The organism is Methylobacterium sp. WL8 (genome assembly GCF_008040045.1).
Classification (GTDB): Bacteria; Pseudomonadota; Alphaproteobacteria; order Rhizobiales; family Beijerinckiaceae; genus Methylobacterium; species Methylobacterium cerastii.
The window spans coordinates 1-8,330 of record NZ_VRVF01000118.1; the positions used below are offsets into that span (position 1 = coordinate 1).

Sequence of the window (8,330 nt, forward strand, 5' to 3'; positions counted from 1 at the left end):
GAAGTAAAGTTGCCACAACAATAGCAAAGGTCGTACCAACATTTACCCGTTTAAAGTAAATCGTTTCCGTCCAATTACATCGCCGCGCCAAAATACATGTTCTGAGGGAATACGCGCAAAGAAAAACCGCGAATGTCATAATTAAAAATAATACGATCCCGGAGGCCGTACGAGGGTCATGAATAGAGACAGCCTCAGTCGGATATAACAGAGCCAAGAACAGAGAAACGATTCCTCCAGAAACTGCGGCCAAGCCAAATCCGAGCAATCCTTTGATTGGCAAAGGTGGATCACAAGGGGATCGTAAAGCGATGATGTTTCCTTGATATATCGCAGCTACAATAATGCCGAGGTAGAGAGCTGAGTCAGAGATGCGTTGAGAGAAGTCGATTAGGCGGCCTATGCCAAAAACCGTACAGTAAGCAAGGCTTACCCCGAACCCTAAAATTAAAGTCTGCATTAGCCACTGGCTTACAACGGCAAAGAGGTCTGCAGCTTGCGAGCTCGGCATGGTAGCCTCACCGTCTGGCTGGCGGGCCTCCCCTTCGGGCGTTTGAGTCGACACCAGTTCCACCTCAGCAACGTCTCTGAGATCACGACCAAGTACGATAGCCACAGCAATTAAGTGAGAAACTAGGTGCTGATCGCTCCCGTTCCTCATCCGCCGAAGAGTACGAGCTGTGAAGCTGGCAGGCACTTTTCCCTGAGCCTTGAGCTCCTTGGAAATGGTTTCGAGCGCATCGTCCGAGACCCCGTCCGTCAGCTCCGTCAGCCTGTCTCTCCGTGGTCTGAGACTAGCTCGAAGCGTGAATTCATAGCCTCCGCGGCTTAGATATTCGGTCCAATCGATCTGAGCCTGCACCCGGTCACCGTCGGTCATTCTTCCCCACTGTCGAGAGAGCAGGAAGTGGGTTTATGCGGACTGTCCGGTCTGCTCAACCGGCCAATCCGATCTCCGTACCCTAGCAGTCAACGCCAAGCGTAGCTGCTGTCCGCACTGTCCGCTATCAAGACGACCACGATGGCGATGCCTTGACCAAACGTGCTCAAGTTCCGGCTTTTTGTCAGAGGCTAACAGGTCGCTGACTACGTGGCCCAAACCCACTCGCACGCTCCTTCAAAGCGGACTGTCCGGAACTGGTATCGGCCAGTCCGGATCCGGAGGTTGTGACCTGCGGATCGCAGCCTCATCCTTCCTGTTGTGCAGCCAGCTGGGCAAGAAATTCGACAAGGTCCAGTGTCCACATACGAGGAGACACATCATGTTCATGAACACGCTACGCACTGCCATTCTGGCAGTAGCAGCAGCCAATATAATCTCCGTATCAGTCGGAGCCGCCCAAGCCGGGAGCGCTCACTGGACATGGGTTGATCCAGGCAATGACGCACGTGTCGTTGACTCCTTCGGTGCCCCTGGCAGCTCGGTCTGCGTTCAGGCGGTAGATGCGGCTACACACAAGCCAACAACCGTCCGGCTATGGCGGAACGCAATTCCGGGGGGGCAGAAGGACCTGGACAACATGACGGGATCCAGGAACCTAACCACGAAAGGAGGCCGTTACAGCGTTTTCGTGAGGAACACCTCCGGCCGCCCTGTGTATGCCGGCCCCTGCTCGGCCAACGTCGGCAGGCTCCCTGCTACCGCCGAAAAACTTTAACCATTCACCAGATGGCACAGGCGCACGTGAACTGCGCCTGCGCTCGCTTTAACCCGAACGAGATCATTGCTAGGCCTCGCCGTCGGCGACCTGATGCCCACACGAGCAGGTTCTATGAAGGCTCGGTTTCATGCTTTTGAGCCGGAGATGATTGAAGGGCCAGTTTACGCCTGCGGGGACATACACGGCAGGCTCGACCTACTTGAGGAGTTTCTGGCCTGGGTCGCAGAAGATGCTCAAGGCCCAGCGTCAGTTGTGTTTCTTGGCGACTACATCGACCGTGGTCCACACTCACGGCAGGTGATCGAAAAGTTAATAGCTGGGCCCAGCCGCCGCGGTGAGCGGTGGTATCCGATCAAAGGCAACCACGAAGCAATGATGGTCGCGGCTTGGAGGTATCATACAGATTTTCACATCAGGAACTGGATGGTATGCGGCGCATCCGCTACATTACGCTCCTACGGTACAGGGAACATCCGCAGTATCCCTGAATCGCACATCCGCTTCCTTGAGGATTTACCTCTCGGCTTAGATGACGGCGAAAGGCTCTACGTCCATGCTGGAGTGAGACCAGGTGTCCCATTGTGGCGTCAACTCGAACATGATCTCCTATGGATCCGGGAGCCCTTCCTTTCTGAAGCTCACGGCATCGAGCGCGTGGTTGTACACGGCCACACGCCGGAGTTTTGGCCGATCGTTCTTCCGCAAAGAGTTGGTTTAGACATCGGAGGATATAGAACTGGTTCTATTGCTGGAGCACGCTTTGACCTCTTGGTACCAGAGGCACGCCTTTGGATTGGCAGCCAAACTTACACAATAAATAATTTGAACTTATAGAAAAGCATTATCATCGAAGTTGCGTTTCTAAAATTAGATGAATTTTTAATCATTCGGGCAGTAATTATTTATGCGCGAAAGGAGGCATTGGCGTGCCGTGGATTAGCAAAGTTAGCTGCAACAAATTCTATGCGGCAATTTTTATTCTTATTATGCAATCATCGCTGGCTAATTCAGCGCAAATTGGATGTAAATGCATTGCGTCTAGTGGTGGATGCCAGCTTAAAATTTACGATGATGCCGCTGAAAACCCTAGACAGGAATGGATCCAAGATTACTATAAATCTCCTGGTCGAAATCATAGCGATGAGGAACTCGCGCTGGCCTGCTGGAGAAAACGAGACGTTCCAAATTTAGGAGATGGCCTCTGCTGCTCTATCTTACAAAACGAGGAAGATGCAAAAAGATTTTTTTCAGGTAAACTGAGGAAATAGTCTATTATCTGCATAGATACTTCTTCTACGACGTCGGTGCCGCGCTGCGCCTCGCCTTGGGCCGAACCGAGGAACCCTCAGTCGTCTCGCCGAGCTCGACTTTGCGCATTTTTTGATGGCCGCCGCTGAGTCAATTTCGGCCGGCTCCGGCTTCCCTAAGCAGGCAATCTGCTTTGGGAGTAACGGCAATGATCAGCCCTATCTTTGATCGCCGATCAGCGGGCTGGCTGGCTCCCTTCCGGGTGCTGTTCACGCATCCGACATGGCAGCGCGTCCTCGTACTGGTCGAGGTAGCGGTTTTAACGCCCCACCGTCGAACGATCAGCGCGGCGCTTCGCGCCACCGGTAAAAGCGACGGTGCCGATTTCGGGCTCTATCACGCCGTGCTGAACCGATGTCACTGGTCCGCGCTGACTGCCGCCCGCATCTTGTTCCTGATGCTGGTTGACCGGTTTGCAGCTTCGGGATCCGTCGTGATCGGTCTCGACGACACCATCGAGTGGCGATGGGGTGCCAAGATCGAGGCTCGTGGCATCTACAGGGATCCCGTGCGGTCGAGCCATGGTCACTTCGTCAAGGCCAGCGGACTGCGCTGGCTGTCAGCCATGCTGCTGGTGCCGGTTCCCTGGGCGGGGCGCGTCTGGGCGTTACCCTTCCTCACTGTGCTGATGGCGTCGGAACGTGCCGCACCGATGCGCGGGGTCAGGCACAACACGCTGGTCGATGGCGCCCGCCAGATGATGCTGCAGATTGCCCGCTGGCTGCCGGACCGCCCCATCGTCATCGTGGCGGACAGCGCGTTCTCCGCCATCGATCTGCTGGCTGCGGTGCGAACCCGCGTGAGCGTCGTGACTCGGATCAGGTTCGATGCCCGTCTGTTCGCTCCCGCGGCACCACGTGAGGCCCGCACGATCGGGCGACCACGGCGCAACGGCGAGCCGCTCCCGACATTGGCCGAGCGCCTTCTCGACCCGCAAACGACCTGGAAGACCCTGATCGTCCAGGGCTGGTATGGCGGAACCGAGCGACGCGTGGAGGTCACGACCGGCGTCGCGGTGTGGAGCCACCCAGGTCGACCAATCGTGCCGCTGCGATGGCTTCTGGTGCGCGACCCCCTCGGCCTCTTCAAGCCGCAAGCTTTCCTCTGCACCGATCAATGCGCCAGCCCTGAAGATATCCTGTCCTGGTTCGTCCGACGCTGGACCATCGAGGTCACCTTCGCCGAAGTCCGTCGGCACCTTGGCGTCGAGACGCAGCGGCAGTGGTCCGATTGCGCCATCGCCCGAACAACACCGGTGCTGCTCGGTCTCTACGCCCTCGTCACCGTCTGGGCTGACGATCTTCATCAATCACAGGCACTCGTGGTGCGATCCGCCAAGTGGTACCGCAAGACGACCCTGACCTTCACCAACGCCATTGCAGCCGTTCGGCGTCAGATATGGGCCGATGCAGCTTTCAGGATATCTCCGGAACGAATCGATAACTCACAAATACCCACACACATCTGCAACCGCCTCACAGATATTGCCTGCTACGCCGCCTAAATTGCGCAAAGTCGAGCTGAGAGTCCTCTCTGATTGGGGTTCGTGAGGCAAGCTTCTCCTGATCGACGTTTTCGGGTTCCGGCTGTATCGCTTCCGCGGGTCACGCGCTTCTCTTCGCGGTCGGCGCGAGGCCGCCGCATGATGGGGTTAGGAGAGCGACGCGTCTCAATCTGTTTCACGACCTGGTCTGCTGACGCGGACCGGTTCGGGACTCTCAACGAGATCGCCTCACCCATCGTCCCCACGGGAACGATCCGGGTCACCCTCGCGGGTGAAGTCTGGCCTGCCGTCGTCCAGTTCGCTTCAGCAGGCGTGTCTCGATCATGCGGCTGCGACGGCCGCTGCCGGCTCCTTGCCGAAGCGGAACTCGGTCCCGTCGCTCCACATCCGATGGAGGATGACGGCGAGCTTGCGCGCAACCGCCACGCGGGCCCGCGCCATGCCACGGTGTCTGGCGACCTGCATCCCCCAGGCGCGCAGGCTCGACCATTTGCGCGACCGCGTCAGCAGGGAATGGGCCGCCTCGTAGAGCGCGGTACGGGCCAGTTCGTCGCCGCAGCGGCTGACCTTGCCCTGGATGTCGGTCTCGCCCGACTGGTAGCGAGACGGTGTCAGGCGCGAGATGCGCCCCGACGTTCCGGGACTGTCGGAACCGCTCCGGCTCATCATGGTGGCGCGGAAGGCCAGCGCGGTGATCGGGCCGACGCCCGGCACACTAATCAGCCGCCGGCAGACCGCCTCGCCGCGCACGATGGTGAGGACCTGCCGGGTCAGCCGATCGAGCTGCTCCAGCATCGTGGCCAGGATCGCCAGCAGGGGCGTGACGAGCGGCAGGATCAGGGGTTCGTCGGCCGCCATCTCGCGCACCCGCCCGGCAAAGGCGGCACGGGCCGGGGTGCCGAGCTTGATCCCGCCCTCGCGCAGGATCGCCCGCACCACGTTCTCGATGGCTCGCATCTCGTTGAGCACGGTGCGCCGCGCCACCAGCAGCGAACGCCAGAGCCGGGACTGGCGCGACTTGACGTGAACCTGCCGGTACCAGCCCGTGCGCATGATCTGGGCAAGCGCGCGGGCATCGTTGCGGTCGGTCTTGTTGGGCATCGTCTTCATGGCCGCGTTGGCGAGCCGCGTCTCGATGCAGACCGCCGGTAGACCCACTGCCCGAAGCTCGTCGTGCAGCCACGCTGTCAGCGAGCACGCCTCCAGGCCGATGCGCTCCAGCGGAAGGCCGAGCCCCGCCAGGGCGGCTACGAGCGGCTCCGGCTCGCTGGCGGTTCGCAACTCCTTGGTGAGCCGTCCCGTCTCATCGACCACGCAGATTGTGGTCTCTTCCAGGGAGACGTCGAGTCCGGCAAAGTAGGTCATGGCTGCTCCTTCCTGATGCTGTGGCGATCCGACATCGACCACGATCTCACATCTCGATAGGAGCAGCCGCCGTCAGCGGAACCGCGGCCTGATCCCAATCACCCCATCTGAACCGGTCCGCGTCAGCAGACCAGGTCGTGAAACAGATTGAGACGCGTCGCTCTCCTAACCCCATCATGCGGCGGCCTCGCGCCGACCGCGAAGAGAAGCGCGTGACCCGCGGAAGCGATACAGCCGGAACCCGAAAACGTCGATCAGGAGAAGCTTGCCTCACGAACCCCAATCAGAGAGGACTCTAAGCTCGACTTTGGCCATTTTGACCGGTCGTGGAACGCGCTGGGTGACGAAGCGGGCGTGATGGATAGGCTGATGGTGTCCCTCGCCAGAAACGCCTCATGCCGCACCTGCCTGCCCGCTTCGCGCGGTTCACGATGCTGCTTCATCTGCCGCGGATGGAGGGGTACGGATGCGGACCTCGCGTCAAGAACGGGCCTGCCTTGGCCGGGCATGGTGCCGAGGCCGTTCGCGAGGCGATCGCGCGCACGATCACCACCTTGCCCAAACAACTGCGACGATCTCTGACCTGGGACCAGGGATCGGAGATGAGCCAGCATGCACGCCTGCGGATCGATACGGGCCTCACCGTCTACTTCTGCGATCCGCACAGCCCCTGGCAGCGCGGGACCAACGAGAACACGAACGGGCTGCTACGCCAGTACTTCCCAAAAGGGACCGACCTGAGCGGCCACGACCCGGACGAAGCTGTAGCGAGAGCTCTCAACGCGCGCCCTCGCAAGACACTGGGCTGGAAAATGCCAGCCGAAACGCTTGACCGGCTCCTACAAGGGACTCACACATTGCCCGTTGCGACGACCGCGTGAATCCGCCCAATACCTGTCGATCCGCTACACTGAGCGGCTCGCCCAGGCCGGTGTCGATCCGTCCGTCGGCAGCGTCGGCGACAGCTACGACAACGCTCTGGCCGAGACGATCAACGGCCTGTTCAAAGCCGAGGTGATCCATCGGCGTGGGCCGTGGCGGTCGTTCGAGGCCGTGGAGTTCGCCACCCTCGAATGGGTCGACTGGTTCAACTCGCGCCGCCTGCTCGGACCGATCGGGAATATCCCTCCCGCCGAGGCCGAAGCGCGTGACTCAGCCCAGACCGAGGCGCAAACCTCGGCAGCCTGACCCAAACCCACCCCCCTCCGGGAAGCTCGGCGCGGTCCAATCCATCAATGATTCCATAATTCTGGCGCTTTCGATGCGGATGACGACGCGTGAAAATTCGGAGCCGTCATGTCCGCGATCGACCGAGAAGTGGTGTCTAAACCGCTGCAGAGAAGTCAGATGGAGTCCTACCTCCACGTCCTGCATGCATTGATACTGCGGGACATGCGCACACGCTTCGGCGGGTCGCATTGGGGTTACATGATCGTCGTGCTCTGGCCGGTCGCGCACGTCTTCATGCTCGTGCTGATCTACGTCACGCGCAATGTGCCTGCGCCGATTGGTGACAGCCGCGCATTATTCTTCGCAAGCGGTGCAGTGCCGGCGCTTGTCTTCCAGTACGTCTCGCGCGAGGTCATGAAGGCCGTTCTGACCAATCGCCCGTTGACCTACTACCCACAGGTGAAACTGTTCGACGTCATCTTCTCCCGGATTCTCGTCGAGATCGTCACCGGCTTCCTGGGGCTGCTCACGGTGTCAGCGATCCTCATAGCGGCCGGCATCAATCCGGTGCCGATTGATCCGTTCACATCGATGTGCGGTTACCTCGCAGCCATCCTGCTCGGCATCGGCTTCGGCACGATTAACGTTAGCATCGTCGCCTTCTTCCCGGCCTGGATGATGGGCAGCATCCTGTTCACAGTCGTAATCTATATCACCAGCGGCGTGATGTTTTTGCCGAACTTCCTTCCGAATGAGATTTACGATATCCTGAAATACAACCCGGTCGTTGGCATCATCGAGTGGGTTAGGCTTGGATATTATCCCAATTTGTCATTAGAGATCGATTATTACTATATTATATTGTTTTCTCTTTCATTAATGACGATTGGCTTACTGCTGGAAAAGCACGTCGTCCGGAAAAGAACCTAGCAGGCTGCTGCAGAAGTCGCTGGCGAGTTTGATTTGGAGATGATTCACTCTGTCTGGGAGATCGGCGGGGGGTGAGCGATGCGCGGATGCGAGGATCGGTCGGAGAGCCTGTTCAGCTACGTCCGCCTGGAGGAACGCGTACCGGCCGATCATCCTCTGCGTCCGATCCGGGCGCTGGCGGACGAGGTTCTGGCCGGGCTGAACGGCCGCTTCGAGAGCCTGCACTCGGATGGGGCGGCCCTCGATCCCGCCGGAGATGCTGCTGGGGCCTGTCGCAAACGCGAACGCGCCTTCGTTCACGGATCGTTATCCATCCCTGACCAGCTTGCCGCCTCCGCCTTGGAGCCGGCCTATGATCCTGTCCGCCATCGCCGCGAAGCTGAAGCAGCGCG

General features: G+C 59.4%; 6 protein-coding genes and 3 pseudogenes. 7 read left to right on the forward strand and 2 right to left on the reverse strand.

Annotated elements, in window-relative coordinates; translation table 11 throughout:
- The coding region (locus FV234_RS24325; RefSeq protein WP_147832197.1) for a hypothetical protein at nucleotides 1-880 on the reverse strand (880 nt) is incomplete at its 3' end.
- Between the two features lie 892 nt (nucleotides 881-1,772).
- Between FV234_RS24325 and FV234_RS24330 the strand changes: the two genes are divergently transcribed.
- The 3 genes from FV234_RS24330 to FV234_RS24340 all read left to right on the forward strand — a co-directional run bounded on the left by FV234_RS24330 (nucleotide 1,773) and on the right by FV234_RS24340 (nucleotide 4,473).
- Complete coding sequence (locus FV234_RS24330) at nucleotides 1,773-2,495, forward strand: metallophosphoesterase family protein (RefSeq protein ID WP_187273799.1); 723 nt, start codon at nucleotides 1,773-1,775, stop codon at nucleotides 2,493-2,495.
- A 92-nt stretch (nucleotides 2,496-2,587) separates the two neighbouring features.
- The gene (locus FV234_RS24335) at nucleotides 2,588-2,929 is read left to right on the forward strand and encodes a hypothetical protein (RefSeq protein WP_147832201.1); all 342 of its coding nucleotides are present in this window, start codon (nucleotides 2,588-2,590) and stop codon (nucleotides 2,927-2,929) included.
- Between the two features lie 188 nt (nucleotides 2,930-3,117).
- On the forward strand, nucleotides 3,118-4,473 hold the full coding sequence (locus FV234_RS24340; protein ID WP_147832203.1) for a transposase: 1,356 nt from the start codon (nucleotides 3,118-3,120) through the stop codon (nucleotides 4,471-4,473).
- 321 nt (nucleotides 4,474-4,794) lie between these two features.
- Here the strand turns inward: FV234_RS24340 and FV234_RS24345 are convergent, their stop codons facing one another.
- On the reverse strand, nucleotides 4,795-5,838 hold the full coding sequence (locus tag FV234_RS24345; RefSeq protein ID WP_246686302.1) for an IS110 family transposase: 1,044 nt from the start codon (nucleotides 5,836-5,838) through the stop codon (nucleotides 4,795-4,797).
- A 554-nt stretch (nucleotides 5,839-6,392) separates the two neighbouring features.
- On the opposite strand from FV234_RS24345, the pseudogene FV234_RS27010 reads away from it, so the two are divergent.
- The 4 genes and pseudogenes from FV234_RS27010 to FV234_RS24365 all read left to right on the forward strand — a co-directional run.
- Nucleotides 6,393-6,635, forward strand: a pseudogene (locus FV234_RS27010) (IS30 family transposase); the annotation flags it as partial.
- Between the two features lie 88 nt (nucleotides 6,636-6,723).
- A pseudogene (locus tag FV234_RS24355) lies at nucleotides 6,724-7,026 on the forward strand (integrase core domain-containing protein); the annotation flags it as partial.
- A gap of 108 nt (nucleotides 7,027-7,134) precedes the next feature.
- A complete protein-coding gene (locus FV234_RS24360) occupies nucleotides 7,135-7,938 on the forward strand; it encodes an ABC transporter permease (protein WP_147832205.1) in 804 nt (267 codons plus the stop codon).
- Nucleotides 7,939-8,016: 78 nt separating this feature from the next.
- Nucleotides 8,017-8,203: pseudogene (locus FV234_RS24365) on the forward strand (IS5/IS1182 family transposase); the annotation flags it as partial.
- Nucleotides 8,204-8,330: the final 127 nt, after the last annotated feature.